13 protein-coding genes and 1 pseudogene are annotated in these 18,250 nt (G+C 66.0%); 3 read left to right on the forward strand and 11 right to left on the reverse strand.

Annotated elements, in window-relative coordinates; genetic code table 11:
- From HAV18_RS37220 to HAV18_RS37235, 4 genes and pseudogenes are all read right to left on the reverse strand, one after another.
- Positions 1 to 136 (reverse strand): annotated as a pseudogene (locus tag HAV18_RS37220) (acetyl-CoA C-acetyltransferase); the annotation flags it as partial.
- Between the two features lie 98 nt (positions 137 to 234).
- The gene (locus tag HAV18_RS37225; protein ID WP_166965713.1) at positions 235 to 2,100 is read right to left on the reverse strand and encodes an alpha/beta hydrolase; all 1,866 of its coding nucleotides are present in this window, start codon (positions 2,098 to 2,100) and stop codon (positions 235 to 237) included.
- A 360-nt stretch (positions 2,101 to 2,460) separates the two neighbouring features.
- Positions 2,461 to 3,300, reverse strand: a complete 840-nt coding sequence (pgeF, locus tag HAV18_RS37230; protein ID WP_166965715.1) for a peptidoglycan editing factor PgeF — start codon at positions 3,298 to 3,300, stop codon at positions 2,461 to 2,463.
- 6 nt (positions 3,301 to 3,306) lie between these two features.
- Entirely contained in the window at positions 3,307 to 4,515 is a 1,209-nt protein-coding gene (locus tag HAV18_RS37235; protein WP_166965717.1) for an RluA family pseudouridine synthase, read from the reverse strand.
- A gap of 41 nt (positions 4,516 to 4,556) precedes the next feature.
- Here HAV18_RS37235 and HAV18_RS37240 point away from each other — a divergent pair, with 41 nt between their 5' ends.
- Positions 4,557 to 5,381, forward strand: coding sequence for an outer membrane protein assembly factor BamD (locus HAV18_RS37240; protein ID WP_011549700.1), 825 nt, complete (start codon positions 4,557 to 4,559; stop codon positions 5,379 to 5,381).
- A gap of 120 nt (positions 5,382 to 5,501) precedes the next feature.
- On the opposite strand, the gene HAV18_RS37245 is transcribed toward HAV18_RS37240, so the two are convergent.
- The 3 genes from HAV18_RS37245 to HAV18_RS37255 all read right to left on the reverse strand — a co-directional run bounded on the left by HAV18_RS37245 (position 5,502) and on the right by HAV18_RS37255 (position 8,852).
- On the reverse strand, positions 5,502 to 7,751 hold the full coding sequence (locus tag HAV18_RS37245; RefSeq protein ID WP_166965719.1) for an ATP-dependent DNA helicase: 2,250 nt from the start codon (positions 7,749 to 7,751) through the stop codon (positions 5,502 to 5,504).
- A 55-nt stretch (positions 7,752 to 7,806) separates the two neighbouring features.
- Positions 7,807 to 8,022, reverse strand: a complete 216-nt coding sequence (locus HAV18_RS37250) for a YdcH family protein (protein WP_034181296.1) — start codon at positions 8,020 to 8,022, stop codon at positions 7,807 to 7,809.
- A gap of 77 nt (positions 8,023 to 8,099) precedes the next feature.
- The gene (locus tag HAV18_RS37255; protein ID WP_166965722.1) at positions 8,100 to 8,852 is read right to left on the reverse strand and encodes a hypothetical protein; all 753 of its coding nucleotides are present in this window, start codon (positions 8,850 to 8,852) and stop codon (positions 8,100 to 8,102) included.
- A gap of 160 nt (positions 8,853 to 9,012) precedes the next feature.
- Between HAV18_RS37255 and HAV18_RS37260 the strand changes: the two genes are divergently transcribed.
- A complete protein-coding gene (locus HAV18_RS37260; protein WP_166965724.1) occupies positions 9,013 to 11,337 on the forward strand; it encodes a Tex family protein in 2,325 nt (774 codons plus the stop codon).
- A gap of 411 nt (positions 11,338 to 11,748) precedes the next feature.
- Positions 11,749 to 12,777 carry a terpene synthase family protein gene (locus HAV18_RS37265; RefSeq protein WP_166965726.1) on the forward strand — a complete coding sequence of 343 codons (1,029 nt, stop codon included), beginning with the start codon at positions 11,749 to 11,751 and terminating at the stop codon, positions 12,775 to 12,777.
- Positions 12,778 to 12,799: 22 nt separating this feature from the next.
- Here the strand turns inward: HAV18_RS37265 and HAV18_RS37270 are convergent, their stop codons facing one another.
- The 4 genes from HAV18_RS37270 to HAV18_RS37285 all read right to left on the reverse strand — a co-directional run bounded on the left by HAV18_RS37270 (position 12,800) and on the right by HAV18_RS37285 (position 18,205).
- Complete coding sequence (locus HAV18_RS37270; RefSeq protein ID WP_166965728.1) at positions 12,800 to 14,716, reverse strand: potassium transporter Kup; 1,917 nt, start codon at positions 14,714 to 14,716, stop codon at positions 12,800 to 12,802.
- Between the two features lie 276 nt (positions 14,717 to 14,992).
- Positions 14,993 to 15,589 carry a phosphoribosyltransferase gene (locus tag HAV18_RS37275; RefSeq protein WP_166965730.1) on the reverse strand — a complete coding sequence of 199 codons (597 nt, stop codon included), beginning with the start codon at positions 15,587 to 15,589 and terminating at the stop codon, positions 14,993 to 14,995.
- Positions 15,590 to 15,596: 7 nt separating this feature from the next.
- Positions 15,597 to 16,943: an adenylosuccinate synthase gene (locus tag HAV18_RS37280; protein ID WP_166965732.1), complete on the reverse strand. Its 1,347-nt coding sequence runs from the start codon at positions 16,941 to 16,943 to the stop codon at positions 15,597 to 15,599.
- 113 nt (positions 16,944 to 17,056) lie between these two features.
- Positions 17,057 to 18,205 carry an ATP phosphoribosyltransferase regulatory subunit gene (locus HAV18_RS37285; protein ID WP_059687423.1) on the reverse strand — a complete coding sequence of 383 codons (1,149 nt, stop codon included), beginning with the start codon at positions 18,203 to 18,205 and terminating at the stop codon, positions 17,057 to 17,059.
- Between the last annotated feature and the right edge of the window lie 45 nt (positions 18,206 to 18,250).

Raw genomic sequence — 18,250 nt, forward strand, 5'->3', positions numbered from 1 at the left:
CGGGCTTCACGCCCGCACGCTCCAGCACCGCGCGGATCACCGTCGCGCCCAGCTCCGGCGCCGCAATCTTCGCAAGCGAACCGCCGAATTTGCCGACCGCGGTACGCGCGGCCGATACGATCACTACGTCCGTCATTTCCCTTTCCTCCAGGCCCGCACGACACGGCGCATCGCTACCGGCCCTGTTAAAAAACTGCGGTGCTCCGGACAGCGTGCGCCGCTGTCCGGTTTTCGTCAATCGCGCTGCAACACGTAACGCCCCGGCGCCGGCTCGATCACCGGGAACTGCGCGGTACCGGGCTGGGCGGGCGGCGCCACCTTGCGGCCACCGTACTCGCCGAGCCATTCGACCCAGGTCGTCCACCAGCTTCCCGGCTGCTCGGCCGCACCGGCGAACCAGTCGTCCGCCGATTCGGGCAGGGCGCTGTCGTTGACCCAATAGCTGCGCTTCTTCTTCGCCGGCGGATTGATCACGCCCGCGATGTGCCCCGACGCGCCGAGCACGAACTTCAGCGGGCCCGACAGGATCGACGTCGATGCATAAGCCGTCTGCCACGGCACGATGTGATCCTCGCGCGAGCCGTAGATGAAGGTCGGCACGTCGATCAGCGTCAGGTCGACCGATTCGCCGCACACGGTCAACGCGCCCGGCTCGCGCAACTTGTTCTCGAGATAGGTATTGCGCAGGTACCACGCGTACATCGGGCCCGGCAGGCTCGTCGAATCGCTGTTCCAGTACAGCAGGTCGAACGGCGCCGGCGTGCGGCCCTTCAGGTAGTTGTCGACGACGTAGTTCCACACGAGATCGTTCGGACGCAGGAACGAGAACGTGTTCGCGAACTCGACGCCGTGCATCAGCCCCGGCTGCGTGCCGTTCTTGCCGCCGATGGTCTGCTCGCGCATCTGCACGTGTGCCTCGTCGACGAACACGTCGAGAATGCCGGTGTCGCTGAAGTCGAGCATCGCGGTGAGCAGCGTCATCGACGCGGCCGGATGTTCGCCACGCGCGGCGAGCACCGCGAGCGCGGTCGCGAGCATCGTGCCGCCGACGCAGAAACCGAGCGTGTTGATCTGCTCGCGGCCGCTCACCTGCTGCACGGCGTCGATCGCCGCGAGCAGCCCTTCGTTCATGTAGTCGTCCCACGTCTTGTGCGCGACCGATGCATCCGCGTTGCGCCACGACACGAGGAACACCTGATGACCGTTCGACAGCGCGTGCGCGACGAGCGAATTCTCGGGCTGCAGGTCGAGGATGTAGAACTTGTTGATGCAAGGCGGGACGATCAGCAGCGGCCGCTCGAACACCTTGTCCGTCTTCGGCGTGTACTGGATCAGCTGGATCAGGTCGTTCTCGTAGACGACCGCGCCTTCAGTACACCCGAGGTTCTTGCCGACCACGAACTGCGATTCGTCGGTCTGCGAAATCTTGCCGCGCTGCAGGTCGCCGAGCAGGTTCATCATCCCTTGCCGCAGGCTTTCGCCCTGCGTCTCGAGGATCGATTTCTGTGCGTCGGGATTGAGTGCGAGGAAGTTGCTCGGCGCGGCCGCGGCCGTCCACTGCTGGACCGTGAAACGAATCCGCTCGCGCGTCTTCGGATCGGTCTGAAGCGCGTCGGCCAGTTCCTGCAGATAGCGCGCGTTGAGCAGATACCAGGCCGCCGCGAACGCATGCGCCGGCGACGCCTTCCACGCATCGCCGCTGAAGCGGCGGTCCTTCAGTTCGGGCGACTCGAGCTTCGCGGCGGCTGCCTGCTGCATCAGCGCCATGCAATCGCGCGCATAGTCGGCCTGCAACGCCTGCAGCCGCTCGGGCGGAATCGCGGCGGCCGGCAGCTTCAGCCCGGCGAACGGCGACGCCATCGCGCCGAAATCGGGCATCGACGGCACCTGGAACGGGAATGATGTCGGGAACTGGAATGTCGCGAACGGATTCACGGTGGCCGACGCAGTCGCGGCACGTGCCGGATCTGCAAAACCGCGCCACGCGTTCAACCACGACTCGAACATCTGCTGCATCGGCTGGGCGGCCGGATCGAAACCAATGCTGCCCGTGGAAGTGCCCGCCTGAGCGGACGTCGACGATTTTTTCGATGCTGTCATTACCTGCCTTACCGGTGATTCGTGAGCGTCTATCGTGAAATCCTGCTCGCGCGCGGCATGCCGGCTGCGAGCCGGGCCGTCATGCTCTGGAGAGGCGTCTCCAGATTCTGCCGCAGTGCGGTATTTTTATCATTATCGTTTTCCCCATGTGAAGCGCCATGTCAAACCGCTGAACATTTCCGCACGGAGATAATCCTCGCGCAACAGGCGGGACAAGGGTTCCGGCGAAACATAAAACATTTTGATTGACTTGACTTCGCGATTTTTCATTCAGTCGCGCATGCGGCGCGGCATAGCCGCCGAAATACCGAGATAACCCGATTTTGCGGCGCAGCAAATGCCTCGCGCATGCGCATCCCGTCAATCGGCCAGCCAGATCGCCGCCGCCATGCGGCCCGTCACGCGATCGCGCCGGTACGAATAGAAGCGCGCCTGTTCGGTGACCGTGCAGGCCGTCCCGCCGCTCACGTGCGCAACACCCGCACGCGCAAGACGCAAGCGCGCGAGCGCATAGAGATCGGCCAGGAACTTGCCGGGCGCGCCATCGATCGCGACGAACGCAAGCCGGGTTTCATCATGCTCCGACTGCGGGGCCGTGTCGAGAAACGCGTCACGCACGTCGGCGCCGACCTCGAACGCCCGCGGGCCGATCGCCGGCCCGAGGTAAGCATGAAGCGCGTCCGTCGCGCCGCCCGCGAGTGCCGCGACACGCGCCGCGGTCTGCTCGACGATGCCGGCCGCCAGCCCGCGCCAGCCCGCATGCGCGGCGCCGACGGCGCGGCCTTGCGTGTCGCACAGCAGCACGGGCAGGCAATCCGCGACCATCACGACGCAGACAGCCCCTGCACGGTCAGTGACACTCGCGTCGGCCTGCACCGGCGCCGCAGCCGCGGGTGCCGCCGCGATCACCTCGTCCGCGTGCACGATCTGCGCGCCGTGAACCTGCTCGAGCCAGGCGGCGCTCGACTGGCCCGCCAGCGCGAGCAAGCGCGCGCGATTCCCGGCGACATGAGCCGGGTCGTCACCGGTATGCAGGCCGAGATTCATCCCGCCCGGCAACGCTTCTGCGCCCTGCCAGCGCCCGTACGGGCCTTCGCTCACCCCGCCGTCGCGCGTCGTGATCAGCGCGCGCACGCGCGGCGACACCTGCCAGTCGGGCTGGACGCAGTCCTGCCACGTCAACGGCGCCAGGTTCGTCATCGGCACTCACTCCTCCTCATCGTCCAGGTACGGCTCATCGTCGTGATACTCGCCGCCGAAATCGTCATCGTCGTAGACACCGTCATCGTCGTCGAATTCCTCGTCACCCTGCCCGAAGCCGAGCGCCGCGATGAGTGCGTTCATGTCGTCCGGCAGCGGGCAGCGCCATTGCATCGACTTGCCCGTGACCGGATGCACGAGACCGAGCCGCCATGCATGCAGCGCCTGTCGCGCGAAACCGTCCGGCAACGGCGCGACCGAGCGCTTGCCGCGCGCCCGCCCGTACACGGGGTCGCCGAGCAGCGGGTGCCCGGCATGCGCGCAATGCACGCGGATCTGGTGCGTGCGACCGGTCTCGAGATCGCACTGGATCGCCGAAACCGGCTGACGTTGCCACAGGCATGTGTCAACCGTGCGGAAATGCGTGCGCGCGGGCTTGCCCGATGCGCCGGTGACGACGGCCATGCGTGTGCGTTCGCGCGGATCGCGGCCGATCGGCGCGTCGATCGTGCCTTCCTCGGGCATCGTGCCCCACACGAGCGCGAAATAGCGGCGCTTCACCGTGCGGGCCTGCAACTGGCGCACGAGGTCGGTCTGCGCGGCCAGCGTACGGGCCACCACCATCAGGCCGGACGTTTCCTTGTCGAGCCGGTGGACGATGCCCGCGCGCGGCAGGCCGGCCGCCGCGTCGCCGTAGCGATGCAGCAGCCCGTTGAGGATCGTGCCACTCCAGTTGCCGGCAGCCGGATGCACGACGAGGCCGGCCGGCTTGTTGATCACGACGAGCGCGTCGTCCTCGTAGATCACGTCGAGCGGCACGGGCTCCGGCGTAAAGGCGAGCTGCTCGGGGAGCAGGTCGGGCACGAGCTCGACCTTCGCGCCGAGCGGCACCGGTTGGCGGATCTTCGCCGGTGCGCCGTCGACGAGCACGCGCTGCGCCTCGATCCAGCTCTGCAGGCGGCTGCGCGAGAATTCGGGGAACAGTTGGGCGAGCGCCTTGTCGAGGCGTTCACCCGCGAGCGACAGCGGCACTTCGACGACGCGCGGCGCGTCGTCGACCGCCGCGGACGGCACGACGGGCGGCTGCATTGCGTCGCCAGCCAGATCGTCATCGAGGGAATCCCCCGACGCAGCGTCGGCGGGCCGATCGCTTGGGCTATAATCTTCGCGATTTGGTGTGCCCGGCTGGGCATTCTGCGAACTTGAACGGGTCATTTAGACTGGGTCACCGAGACTTGAAGCTAGGACATGCGAGCATGATGAATTCGACCAAACGTACGGCCAGAACCGTCGCCGCCCGGGCTGCGGCGGTAGCGGCCGCGGCCCTCATCGCCGGCTGCCACGGCTTGCCGCAGAAGCAGGACGAGACGGCTACCTGGTCGAATAACAAATTATACTCAGAGGCCCAGGACGCACTGTCCGGCGGCGACTGGGGCAAGTGCGCGAAATATTTCGAGTCGCTGCAAGGCCGCGATCCGTTCGGTCATTTCGCGCAGCAGGCACAGATCAACGTTGCATACTGCAACTGGAAGGACAACGAAGCGGCAGCCGCTGACCAGGCCGTCGACCGCTTCATCCAGCTCCACCCCGATCATCCGGATATCCCGTACGCGTACTACCTGAAGGGGATGATCCACTTCAACGACGATCTCGGCCTGTTCGGCCGGTTCTCCGGTCAGGACATGAGCGAGCGCGATCCGCAGGCACTGCGCGAATCGTACGATGCGTTCAAGGTCGTCGTCGACCGCTTCCCGAAGAGCAAGTACGCGCCCGACGCCGCCGCGCGGATGCGCTACATCGTCAACGCGCTCGCGTCGCACGAAGTGCACGCGGCCGACTACTACTACCGGCGCGGCGCCTACGTCGCGGCCATCAACCGCGCGCAGCTCGCGATCAAGGACTACAAGGGTGCCCCGGCGATCGAGGACGCGCTGCACATCATGATCCTGTCGTACGGCAAGCTGAACCAGCCGGAACTCGCCGAGGACACGAAGCGCGTGCTCGCAGGCACGTTCCCCGACAGCCCGTACGTCACGGGCCACTCGCGCCCCGGCGCGAAGAAGTCGTGGTGGCAGTTCTGACGAAAGCACCGTGCAGCGCCCGCTGCACGCGCAAAAAACCCGGCCATCGAGCCGGGTTTTTTATTGGCGCCGCGTTCAGGCGGCGCCGGTGCGATCGCGCGGCGATCGCCGCGCGCGCCGTCACGTGCGCTTTGCCGAACGGTGCTCGTCGAAGAAGTCCTGGACGACCGCGATCTCGCGGGTCCGCTTGAACGGCGGCAGGCTCTGCCAGATCCGGCGCCCGTAGGGCTTGTCGACGAGCCGCGTGTCGCAGATCATCAGCACGCCGCGATCCGTCTCCGCGCGAATCAGCCGGCCCGCGCCCTGCTTCAGCGTGATCACGGCCTGCGGCAACTGGTGCACGGCGAACGGGCTCAGCCCCTTCTTCGTCAGCGCATCGAGCCGCGCGGCCAGCACCGGATCGTCCGGCGGCGCGAACGGCAGCTTGTCGATCACGACGAGCGACAGCGCATCGCCACGCACGTCGACGCCTTCCCAGAAACTCTGGCTGCCGACCAGGATCGCGTTGCCGTACGCACGGAAACGGTCGAGCAGTTCGGTGCGGCTCGCATCGCCCTGCACGAGCAGCGGCGTGTTCCAGCCGCGCGATTCGATCACGTCGCGCAGCTTCGACGCGATCCGGTCGACCGCGCGCAGCGTCGTGCACAGCATGAACACGCCGCCACCGGACGCCTCGATCGCCGGCAGCGCGGCGTCGAAGACGGCATCGGTAAACGCCGGAGAAGACGGTTGCGGCAGGTTGCGCGGCACGTACAGCAGCCCTTGCGACTGGTAGTCGAACGGGCTCGCGAGCGTCATCGAGCGACGCGAGCTGAGGCCCATCTGTGCCGCGTAGTGCGTGAAATCGCCGCGCACCGACAGCGTGGCCGACGTGAACACCCACGCACGCGGCACGCCCGCGCGCTGCTTGGCAAAGATCGGCGCGACCGACAGCGGCGTTTCGTGCAACTGGACCGTATGCGCGAACACTTCGACCCAGCGCACCTTCTCGTTCGGATCGCCGTCGGATGCCGCCTTGTCGCCGGCCGCCGCCGCGTCGGCCTTCGCGGCCGCTTCCGTCGCGCCGGGCGCGACCCAGCCGGCCAGCAGGTCCTGCAGCTCACGTGCACGCCGCAGGCACGCACCGAGCGATTCCGCCCGTTCGGCCTGGCTTGCAAGCGCCGACGCAAGCGCGTCGAGCGCAGCCTCGAGCGCGTCGAGCGCGCCGAACATCGGGTGATCGTCGCCGAGTTGGGCGAGCGACATGCGCACGATCTGGTCGTTCGCGAACGCAAGGCGCAAGTCGCGCGCCGCGCGCTCGAGATCGCCGCCGAGCTTCACCCATTCGACCGCGTCGCGTGCATGGCTCAGGCCTTCTGCCACCGTGTCGCGTGCGAGCTCGAGAATCTGCGTCGTCGACAGCGTCTCGCCGAAAAACAGCGTCGCCGTTTCCGGCAACTGGTGCGCTTCGTCGAAGATGACCGTGTTCGCGTTCGGCAGCAGCTCGGCCATCCCTGTATCGCGCAGCATGATGTCCGCAAAGAACAGGTGGTGGTTGACGACGACGACGTCGGCCTGCTGCGCCTCGCGCCGCGCCTGCATCACGAAGCATTCCTTGTAATGCGGGCATTCCTGGCCAAGGCAGTTGTCGCGCGTCGACGTGACCATCGACCACACGGGCGCCGTTTCCGGCACGCTCGCGAGCTCGGCCTTGTCGCCGCTCTTCGTGATCTTCGCGAAACGGACGATTTCCTGCAGATAGGCCGTATCCTGCCGCGACGGCAGGCGGCCGTTGTCGGCCGTGCGTTGCAGGTAGTAATGGCACAGGTAGTTCGACCGCCCCTTTAGCATCGCCACCGACACCGGCACCGCGAGCGCGTTGCGCACGGTCGGGATGTCGCGCTGGAACAGCTGGTCCTGCAGGTGTTTCGTACCGGTCGACACGATCACCTTACCGCCCCACAGCATCGCGGGCACAAGGTACGCATAGGTCTTGCCGGTACCCGTACCGGCCTCGACGATCAGCGTGTTGTCGGCCGCGTCGTTATCGGTTTCGGCTGGCGTGGCGGCGTCCACGCCCGGTTCGGCCGCCTTGTCACCGTCGCCGAGGCGACGCGCCGGCCGCTTGCGGGTTTCGAAGATCTCGGGTTCGGGCATCCGGCGCGCGGACGCTTCCATCGCGGACGCGACGGCGCGCGCCATCTCGATCTGCGACGTACGCGGCCGATAGCCGTCGAGCGCACGCGCCAGCAATCCGCCTTCGCCGAAGATCGTATCGAGTTCGTCGACGCGCTTGCGGCTCAGTTCAAAGGTGCCTTCGGGCGCACGTGCGCGCCCGGCGGACGACACGTCGCGCCGGGCATCGGGGGTGGCTTCAAGCGGAGAATTCAAGGCAAGCGTTCCTGTGTCCAGCGCCCGGGCGGCGCCGGCGCTTGCCAGGCCGCGCTCAGGCGCGCTTATCCGGTTCCAGCTGCGATTGCAGCAAAATGATTTTGTCCTTGGCCGCCAGCTTTTCCTTCTTCAGCCGGTGCAGCGTGATGTCGTCGATGTCGGAGTGTCCTTCCTTCAGCTCGATCTCCCGAGCGAGCTGCTGGTGCTGCTCCTGCAATGCAGCCAAACGGTTGTGCAATTCCTGCTGCTGTTCCGTGAGACGGTTTTGCATGTTTGCCTCCTCATCGAAGCAGCGCGCCGGCTGGCGTGCCAGCGCGCACGAGACTGATTCCGGATCAATCCAACACGTTACTGCCCCTGCTGTTGCTTCTGCTGCGCCTTTTCGGTCGCTTCCTTCTGACGCTGCTCGACATCGGCCTTGTGCTGCGCAGCTTCCTTCTGCTTCTGCTCGTAGCGCGTGGCGTTGTCCGCCCGCTCCTGCGCCTTCTGCGCGGCCTGCTGGTGCGCCTGGTCGAGCTTGTGCTGGAAGTCGCCCTGCTTTTGGTCGTATGCCTGCTTGCTCGCCGCGCGCTGCGGCCCTTCCGCGCCACGCTGCGCCTGCTTCAGCGCATTCTGCTCCTGCTTGTCGCGGAACGCAGCGGCGTTTGCCGCGTCGTTCGCCGCGCGCTGCGGCGCTTGTGCCGCATTCTGCGCCGCCTTCAGCGCCTGCTGCTGGTCACGCTGCTGTGCGCGCACCGCCCGCTGCTCGTCGTTGAGCGCGAGCTGCTCCTGGCGGATGCTCGCCCGCTCGTCGCGCATCTGTTCACGCGCCTTGCCGAGACAGTGATTGACGAAGAACTTGCTGTAGCAATCATGCTCGGACACCGCATAACGATAATCGTTTTCCGCGGAGCGTTGATTGAGCACTTTTTGACGGGCGTCGAAGTCCGGTGCGGCCGTGGCCGTCACCGGTGCGGCCGCGGCGGCGGCCGGCGCAGTGGCGCCCGAAGCTTGCGCGAACGCGCCGGAAGGCCCGGCAGACAAAGCCGCGGCGAGCGCTGCGCCGAGCGCGACGAGAGAAATTCGGGAAGTTGGCAACGTCGTAGGAAAGCTGCGGGACATGTGTCAAATTCTATCACCCCCGGCTGGACGCTCCGCCATTTATGGCAAAATGCCCCGCTTCACTCACCCGCGGCATCTGGCCCGTCGGGCCCGCCATGCAGCCCGCCGCTTCGGGCCTGCCGGCCCGCGCCGCGATTTCAGCAGGCAGATCATCCACGACATGACGGAAACCGTAGCACTCAAGATCGTACAGCGCATCGCCACCGAACTGTCCGTCCAGCCGCGCCAGGTCGCGGCGGCCGTGCAACTCCTCGACGAAGGCTCGACCGTTCCGTTCATTGCCCGGTACCGCAAGGAAGTGACCGGCAACCTGGACGACACGCAGCTGCGCAACCTCGAGGAGCGTCTCCTGTATCTGCGCGAGCTCGAGGATCGCCGCGCGACGATCCTGTCGAGCATCGACGAACAGGGCAAGCTGACGGACGAGCTGCGCGCCGCGATCGATACGGCCGACAGCAAGCAGGTGCTCGAAGACCTTTACCTGCCGTACAAGCCGAAGCGCCGCACGCGTGCGCAGATCGCCCGCGAGGCCGGCCTCGAGCCGCTCGCGCAGGCGCTGCTCGCGAATCCGCTGCTCGACCCGCAGGTCGAGGCGGCCGCCTATGTCGACGCCGACAAGGGCGTCGCCGACGTGAAGGCCGCGCTCGACGGTGCGCGCGACATCCTGTCCGAACAGTTCGGTGAAACGGCCGAGCTGCTCGGCAAGCTGCGCGACTACCTGCACAACCAGGGCGTCGTGTCGTCGGCCGTCGTCGAGGGCAAGGAAAACGAGGAAGGCGAGAAATTCCGCGACTATTACGACTACGCGGAAACGATCAGGACCGTGCCGTCGCATCGCGCACTCGCGCTGTTCCGCGCCCGTAATGCAGGCGTGCTGACGGTCAAGCTCGGCCTCGGCGAAGAGCTCGACGCGCAGGTGCCGCATCCCGGCGAGGCGATGATCGCGCGCCATTTCGGCATCGCGAACCAGAACCGCCCGACCGACAAATGGCTGTCGGATGTCTGCCGCTGGTGCTGGCGCGTGAAGGTGCAACCGCATATCGAGAACGAGCTGCTCACGCAATTGCGCGAAACGGCCGAAACGGAAGCGATCCGCGTGTTCGCGCGCAACCTGAACGACCTGCTGCTGGCCGCGCCGGCCGGCCCGAAGGCCGTGATCGGTCTCGACCCCGGCCTGCGCACGGGCGTGAAGGTCGCGGTCGTCGACCGCACCGGCAAGGTGCTCGCGACCGACACGATCTACCCGCACGAGCCGCGCCGCGACTGGGACGGCTCGATCGCGAAACTCGCGCGCATCGCCGCGCAGACGCAGGCCGAGCTGATCAGCATCGGCAACGGCACCGCGTCGCGCGAAACCGACAAGCTCGCGAGCGAACTGATCGCGAAGCACCCGGAACTGCGCCTGCAGAAAATCGTCGTGTCGGAAGCCGGCGCATCGGTCTACTCGGCGTCCGAACTCGCGGCGAAGGAATTCCCCGAAATGGACGTGTCGCTGCGCGGCGCCGTATCGATCGCGCGCCGCCTGCAGGATCCGCTCGCCGAACTCGTGAAGATCGAGCCGAAGGCGATCGGCGTCGGCCAGTACCAGCACGACGTGAACCAGCGCGAACTCGCCCGCTCGCTCGACGCGGTTGTCGAAGACTGCGTGAACGCGGTCGGCGTCGACGCGAACACGGCATCGGCCCCGCTGCTCGCGCGCGTGTCGGGCCTGAACGCGACACTCGCACGCAACATCGTCGACTACCGCGATGCGAACGGCCCGTTCCCGTCGCGCGAGCACCTGCGCAAGGTCCCGCGCCTCGGCGACAAGACTTTCGAACAGGCCGCCGGCTTCCTGCGCATCAACGGCGGCGAGAATCCGCTCGACCGCTCGTCGGTGCACCCGGAAGCGTATCCGGTCGTCGAGCGGATGCTCGCGAAGATCAGCAAGCGCATCGACGACGTGCTCGGCAGCCGCGAAGCGCTGTCGGGCCTGTCCCCGACGGAATTTGTCGACGAACGTTTCGGCCTGCCGACCGTGCGCGACATCCTGTCCGAACTGGAGAAGCCGGGCCGCGATCCGCGCCCCGAATTCAAGACCGCGACGTTCCGCGAAGGCGTCGAAAAAGTGTCGGATCTCGTGCCGGGCATGACGCTCGAAGGCGTCGTGACGAACGTCGCCGCATTCGGCGCGTTCGTGGACATCGGTGTCCACCAGGACGGCCTCGTCCACGTGTCCGCGATGTCGACGAAGTTCATCAAGGATCCGCACGAAGTCGTGAAGGCGGGCCAGGTCGTCAAGGTGAAGGTGCTCGACGTCGATGTGAAACGCCAGCGCATTGCGCTGACGATGCGCCTCGACGACGACGCGGCAGCGCCCGGCATGCCGTCGCGCGGTGGCCAGGATCGCGGCAACGCGGGGCGCGGCGCCGCCCGCCCGCAGCGTTCGCGCGAGCCGGAACCGGCCGGCGCAATGGCCGCGGCGTTCGCGAAGCTGAAGCGCTGAGCACGCGAAGAGCGTCGACGCACGAAAAAACCCGCCTTACGGCGGGTTTTTTTATTGAATCGTCGCGTACATTTCAATATCCGCGATGAAAACCGAATATGCGCGTTTTCATCACCATTCCCCCACGTTTAATCGGCGAATTAAACAATCCGCGTTGAGACATGCGTTTTCTTGACGCTTCACGATCGGTACATAAAATAAATTTTCGAACGGCCGTATTTTGATGCTTCCGTAACAAGCAGCGATCTTTCAGCTCAGCGGCAGGATTTTCCACGGCGCTCGGATGCGCCGTGAATATCCGGCCTCGCGTGTTTCAGTCTCGCTTTTTGCAGTCGATTCGCGACGCATTGCATCCGGTATTCGCCCGGCCGGCGAACCGGGACGGATTCGCGAAAAATGGATCGGGGAACCATGGAAGACGACCATCTGAAAACCGAACTGGCCGCATTACGCATTCCCGTTTTCGACGTCCCTTGGGCCGGTGCCTGTTCACCGCACGTCGAACGAATCGAATCGCGCATGCTCGAATGGGCCGACGCATACGGCATGTTCATCAGCGACGCCTACCGGGAACGCGTCGCGCGCACCCGATACGGCTGGCTCGCCGCGCGCTGTTACCCGAACGCCGATCCTTCGCTGCTGCAAGCGCTCGCCGATTATTTCGTGTGGTTCTTTCTCGTCGACGACCTGTTCGTCGACCGCGTCGAGCCGGTAGGCCCTGATACGTTGCGCAATCTGACCGCGATGATCGATGTGCTCGACTACGAATGTACATCCCCCCAGCCTGTATATGGCGAGCGAGCGTGGTTCGATCTGTGTCAGCGCCTGCGCGCGCGCCTGTCGGCCGAACATTTCGCGCGCTTCGCACAAGGCATGCGCCTGTGGGCCACCACGGCCGGGCTGCAGATTATCGGCCACCTGCGGGCCGAGCCGATCGCAGTGCAGCAATACGAAACGATCCGGCGTCACACGAGCGGGATGAATCCGTGCCTCGCGCTGGCGGACGCGGCCAATTCCGGCGCCGTCCCGCCCGATACGTTTCATCGGCCGGAAATCCAGACACTGTGCCGGCACGCGAACCATATCGTCTGCTGGAGCAACGACATCCAGAGCATCGGCGTCGAAGCGCGCCAGCCCGGGCAGTTCCGGAACATGGTGATGATCCACGCTTCCCGCGGCCATACGCTGCAGGCAAGCGTCGACTACACGGCCGAACGTGTGCGCGCGGAAATCAGCGCGTTCGTCCTGTGCGCCGATGCACTCGCACAGCATGCCGACACGCGCGTGCACGGCCTCGTCGACGGCTGCCGATACTGGATACGCGGCTATCTGGATTGGGTCGCGCGGGATACGCAGCGCTATGCGGCTGCGTTCGCGGCCGGCGATGCGGACGATCGCGGCCTGATTGCCTGTTCGGCAGACTCGGCGGCGCGCGGCTGAACGGCCCGCGCGCCGCGCCCGGTCAGATCTCGATCTTCGTCCCGAGTTCGACCACGCGGTTCGCCGGAATCGAGAAGAAGTCGGTCGGCTTCGCGGCATTCTGGTGCATCCACGCGAACACGCGCTCGCGCCAGATCGACATCCCGGGCAGATGCGTCGGTACGACCGTTTCGCGCGCGAGGAAGAACGACGTGTCCATCAGCTCGAACGTCATGTCGTGCATGCGACCGAATTCCTCGAGCACGGCCTTCACGTCCGGCGTCTCGTTGAAGCCGTACTCGGCCCTGACGATGTACAGCCCGCCGCCCGCATCACGCGAGGTCTGGCGCTTGTCGTCGCGCACGTAGGGAATGTCGCGCGTCACGAACGTGAGGAAAATGGTCCGCTCGTGCAGCACCTTGTTGTGCTTCAGATTGTGCAGCAGGCTGACGGGCACGAGCTTGTCGTTGCCGGTCAGGTAGATCGCGGTGCCCGACACGCGATGCGGTGGGTGCGCGAGCAGCCCCTGCAGGAACGGCTCGAGCGGAATACCGTCGGCAGCCGTCCGCTCCTTGACGATGTGACGCCCCTTGTACCAGGTCATCAGCAGGAAGAACAGCAGCGCGCCGATGCCGAGCGGCAGCCAGCCGCCCTGCGCAACCTTCAGCAGGTTCGCGCCGAAAAAGCCGAGGTCGACCGCGAGGAACACGGCGATGATCGCGCCGACCAGCAGCCGGTTCCAGTTCCACACCTTCACCATCACGACCGCGGCGAGCACGGTCGTGATCACCATCGTCGCCGTCACCGCGATGCCGTACGCGGCCGCGAGGTTGTCGGAGCTCTTGAAGCCGATGACGATGCAGAGGATCACGAACAGCAGCAGCCAGTTCACGACCGGCACGTAGATCTGGCCGATCGCCAGTTCCGACGTATGCAGCACTTTCATGCGCGGCACGTAGCCGAGCTGGATGGCCTGCGACGTCAGCGAATACGCGCCCGAGATCACCGCCTGCGACGCGATCACGGTCGCGACCGTCGACAGCACGACGAGCGGCAGCAGCCCCCATTCGGGTGCCAGCAGGAAGAACGGGTTCTCGATCGCCTTCGGGTTCTGGATCAGCAGCGCGCCCTGGCCGAAGTAGTTCAGCACGAGCGACGGCATCACGAGCCCGTAGGCGGCGATGCGGATCGGCTTCGCGCCGAAGTGGCCCATGTCCGCGTAGAGCGCTTCCGCGCCGGTCAGCACCAGCACGACCGAGCCGAGCACCACGTACGCCTGCAGCAGGTGATCGGCCATGAACGACGCCGCGTAATACGGGTTGATGGCCGCCATGATGCCCGGCACGCGCACGATGTGGTACACGCCGAGCGCCGCGATCACGATGAACCACAGCACCATGATCGGGCCGAACAGCTTGCCGACCAGCGTGGTGCCATGACGCTGGATCCAGAACAGCGCGATCAGGATCACGATCGTGATCGGCAGCACGAGATGGGACAGGTGCGGTGTCGCGATTTCGAGACCTTCGACCGCCGACATCACCGAGATCGCCGGCGTGATCACCGCGTCCCCGTAGAACATGCACGCGCCGAAGATCCCGAGCGCCATCAGCGCGCCCGCAACGCGGGTCTTCGAGTCGAGCGGCCGCAACGACAGCGCCATCAGCGCAAGCACGCCGCCTTCGCCGTTGTTGTCGGCCCGCATCACGAACAGCAGGTACTTGATGCCGACCACCAGGATGATTGCCCAGAACAGCAGCGAGATCACGCCGAGAATCGATCCTTCGGTGAGCGGAATGCCGTGTGCGGGGCTGAACGCCTCCTTGAGCGAATACAAGGGGCTGGTGCCGATGTCGCCGAACACGACGCCGATGGCTGCTATCGCTAGCGCCCGCATCGAGTGTTGTTGCGTCGAATGCGGCGCTTGTGCGGCGTCGGTCGCGTGGATCGTGTCGTTCATATGAAGCGTAATAATCGGGTCCGGGTCGGACAAAACGAGCGCTATTCTACTCGCGCCCCCGTGAAACGCCGCCCTGCTCTGTTGCCGTGGAACCACGAGATCCACGCTACGCATGCAATCCGGCGCAAGCTGTGGCAGGGCTGCCAATCATAGCCGGGGCAGCGCCGTCTGCCTACCGGATCCGCGGCGCGCGCGGCGGCGCCGCACATGGCGTCCCAATGAAAAACGGCGCCGCAAGCGGCGCCGTACAAGGCTTTCCTTCGATTGGCCGGCCGCTTACGCGCCCGAACCGTCGCGCTGTGCGCGACCGCGCTTGATCCACGCCTCGAGGTTGTGCGGGCGAACCGTGTCCCACTCCTCGAACGGCTGATGAATCCACGGATTCGTCGGCAGATACTGCGTGTGATAGTCGGGCTTGACCTTCGAGCACCCCTTGTACCAGAGCACGGCCGAACGCACGGCCGTCACGGACGGATAGCGCTCCTTCAGATGCTCCTGCACGCGCGCAAGCGTGACGCCCGAATCGACGAGATCGTCGACCAGCAGCACGTTGCCCGCCAGGTTGCCGCGCGTCATCGTGATGTACTGCGCGATGTCGAGGTCGCCCTGCTCGGTGCCGGCCGCTTCCCGGTACGAACTCGTCGCGAGGATCGCGAGCGGCACGTCGTAGATGCGCGACAGTTGATCGCCGACGCGCAGGCCGCCGCGCGCGAGGCACAGGATCTGGTCGAACTTCCAGCCCGATGCATGCACCTGGAGCGCGAGCAGCTCGATGAGACGGTGATACTCGTCCCAGCCTACCCACAGGTTCTTGTCGTCGTTGCGCGGATCAGTCATCAAGTCTGCCGCCGTCATCGTGATTTGCTGCGTCATCTGAAAATTACACCTTGAACGGATGGCGGAGCAGGATCGTTTCGTCGCGGTCCGGGCCCGTCGACACCATGTCAACCGGCACGCCAGCCACTTCCTGGACGCGGGTCAGGTAAGCCTGCGCGTTCGCCGGCAGCGCTTCCCACGTCTTGATGCCGACCGTGCTTTCCTTCCAGCCGGGGAACGTTTCGTACACGGGTTCGCAACGCGCCACGTCGGCTGCACCGCGCGGCAGGATGTCCGCATCCTTGCCGTCGATCTTGTAGCCGACGCACAGCTTGACTTCGTCGAGACCATCGAGCACGTCGAGCTTCGTCATGCACAGGCCCGACACGCCGTTGATCTGGATCGAGCGGCGCAGCGCGGCCGCATCGAGCCAGCCCGTGCGGCGCGGACGGCCGGTGACCGAACCGAATTCCTTGCCGACGTTGGCGAGCGTGACGCCGACCTGGTCCTGACGCTGCGGATTGTCCGCGTCGTACAGTTCGCTCGGGAACGGGCCCGAGCCGACGCGCGTGCAATATGCCTTCGTGATGCCGAGGATGTAGTTGAGCTTCTGCGGGCCCACGCCCGCGCCGGCCGACGCCGCACCTGCGACGCAGTTGCTCGACGTGACGAACGGATAGGTGCCGTGATCAATGTCGAGCAGCGTGCCTTGTGCGCCTTCGAACAGCAGGTTCTGGCCCGCATTGTTCGCGTCGTACAGGCGGCGCGACACGTCGGCCACCATCGGCTTCAGGCGGTCGGCATAACCGAGCATCGTGTCGAGCGTAGCCTGGAAATCGACGGCCGCGCCACCCAGGTACTGGGTCAGCACGAAGTTGTGGAAATCGAGGTTTTCGCGCAGGCGGTCGGCGAAGGTCTTCGCGTCGAACAGGTCCTGCACGCGCAGCGCGCGGCGGCCGACCTTGTCTTCGTACGCGGGGCCGATGCCACGGCCCGTCGTGCCGATCTTGCCCGCGCCCTTGCGCGCTTCGCGCGCCTGGTCGATCGCGATGTGGTACGGCAGGATCAGCGTCGTGGCTTCGGAAATGAACAGGCGGTCGCGCACGTTCACGCCGGCCTCTTCCAGCTCGCCAATTTCCTTGAACAGTGCTTCGGGGGACAGGACGACGCCGTTGCCGATGTAGCAGGCGACGCCTTCACGCATGATGCCCGACGGAATGAGGCGCAAGATCGTTTTCTTGCCGCCGATGATGAGGGTGTGGCCGGCGTTGTGACCGCCCTGGAAACGCACGACGCCTTGAGCGTGGTCCGTCAGCCAGTCGACGATCTTGCCCTTGCCTTCATCACCCCATTGCGTTCCCACGACGACGACATTGCGCCCGGGAGTCACGTTCACTGCGCTGGCAGACATGTTGATTCGTTAGCTGGTTAAAAACGTATTCTACCTATGTTCGCGGGCGATTCCGAATTTTTCCGTTTAGCTTCAACGATATGCAAGCCGAAGCACGTCCCGCGAACGCCTGTTTACCGGGGTTCGACCACCCATGCGCCGTCGCGCTCGACGAGCGACCGGTCGCAGGCGAACTCGTCGAGCACATGATCGTGGCCCGGCAGCGCCTGGATCACGACCTCGCCCGCATCGCGCAGCGCCGCAACGGCTGCGCTCAGCGCGTCGTCCTGCGCCCACGGCGCGAGAATCGCGGTACCGCGTGCCTCGACCGGGGAAATCCGTGCGAGCTCGCGCAGGTCGAGCGAGAAGCCCGTGGCCGGACGGGCACGGCCATACGCCTGGCCGACGTGGTCGTAGCGGCCACCCCGTGCGATCGCGTTCGGCACGCCGTCGATGTAGGCGCTGAACATCGCGCCGCTGTGATACGCATAGCCACGCAGATCGCCGAGATCGATCGCCACTTCGGCACCCTTCGCCTGGGCCGCGAGCTGCGCCAGATCGTCGAGCGCCCGCGTGATTTCCGGCAGCACCGGCAAGCGTGTCCGCGCCTCGGCGAGCACGCTCGCGTCGCCATAGAGGTGCGGCAGCGCGCGCAGCGCGGCGCGCGTATCGGCGCCGAGATCGTCGGTGAGTTCGTTCAGCAGTGGCACATCCTTGCCCGACAGCGCGTCATACAGCGACTCGCCGCGCTCGGCAGCCTGCGCGTCGCGCGCCAGCAGCGCCGCGAGCACGCCCGCGTGGCCGAGGTCGAGACGGATGCGCGACAGGCCCGCGAGATGCAGCGCATCGAGCATCAGTTGCTGGATCTCGAGGTCGGCTTCCAGCCCGGCATGCCCGTAGATTTCCGCGCCGATCTGGATCTGCTCGCGCGTCGCGTGCAGGCCGCGCGGACGCGTATGCATCACGTGACCCGCATAGCAGAGGCGCGTCACGCCCTGGCGGTTCAACAGGTGCGCGTCGATCCGCGCGACCTGCGGCGTGATGTCGGCACGCAGGCCGAGCGTACGGCCCGACAACTGGTCGACCAGCTTGAAGGTGCGCAGGCGCAGGTCGGCGCCGCCGCTCGTCAGCAGCGACTCGAGATACTCGAGCAGCGGCGGCATCACCATTTCGTAGCCATACGAACGGAAGCGGTCGAGCAGCCTGCGGCGCAGCTCCTCGATCTTGCGCGCTTCCGACGGCAGTACGTCGGCGATATTCTCGGGAAGTAACCAGGTCGACATCGGTACGGTCCTACGACAGGAAACAGCGCGCGACACGCGCGCCGC

The sequence above is a fragment of the Burkholderia sp. D-99 genome, from assembly GCF_011605345.1.
GTDB lineage: Bacteria > Pseudomonadota > Gammaproteobacteria > Burkholderiales > Burkholderiaceae > Burkholderia.